The sequence below is a fragment of the Staphylococcus sp. HMSC13A10 genome, assembly GCF_001808005.1.
Taxonomy (GTDB): Bacteria; Bacillota; Bacilli; order Staphylococcales; family Staphylococcaceae; genus Staphylococcus; species Staphylococcus pasteuri.
Map to the genome: position 1 here is coordinate 1 of NZ_KV791831.1, position 898 is coordinate 898.

Consider the following 898-nt stretch of genomic DNA (forward strand, 5'->3'; position numbering starts at 1 on the left):
GCACTATTAAATAATTTACCACCTGAAACCATACCCGAGTGAGTATATAGTGTAAAAAATATGACAATAATACCCCCAGAGATAATTTTAATAATATTAGAATGATCATTAAGACGGTGTGTAAAGTAGTTAGGTAATGTGATTGAATCATTCGCTTTTTCAGTGTACACACGAAGTCTTGGTGCTACAAGTATGTAGTTAACATAAGCTCCGATAGTTAATCCAATAGCTAACCAAGCTGCTGATAAACCTGTTGTATAAACCTCTCCAGGTAATCCCATAATCATCCAACCACTCATATCAGAAGCGCCGGCTGATAATGCTGTGACGTAGGGCCCTATATTTCTCCCTCCAAGCACATATTCACTCAAATCCCCAGTTGCTTGTTTATAACCATAGTATCCAATAATAAGTAAAATAAAGAAATAAACTGCAAGCATAACATAAGTTCGCCAATCAGGATTTACTTGACTTGACAATGATGTAGCAAGAATAAACATAATTAATAACTCCTTTATTATATATTCATTTTAGTTACATACAATAATTATACAAAAAACAAGAGTTATTTAAAGGATAAATTTAAATTTTTGGTATTTAATGAATCTTATTAATTGTAAATACTATATTTATGTAGCAGTGACTATATTTTTAATATTAATTTTTAGTATATAATATTCATTGATTTTGTATATAACGATAATAAAAATAAATATACTATATTTGAGTAACATATAAATCGATATATTTGATTTGTCATTTATTAAGAATCCCGTTGACAATATGAGAAAATTCTATATAAAAACTTGTGATAAACGTTGGTGTAACAAGGAAATCCCGGAATCCCAACCATTTTGACGAACAATCAACTCATTATTTATAAGTATTGATGATAGGA

General features: G+C 29.2%; 1 pseudogene. It reads right to left on the reverse strand.

Annotated elements, in window-relative coordinates:
• Positions 1 to 500, reverse strand: a pseudogene (locus HMPREF3125_RS01840) (sodium:proline symporter); the annotation flags it as partial.
• Between the last annotated feature and the right edge of the window lie 398 nt (positions 501 to 898).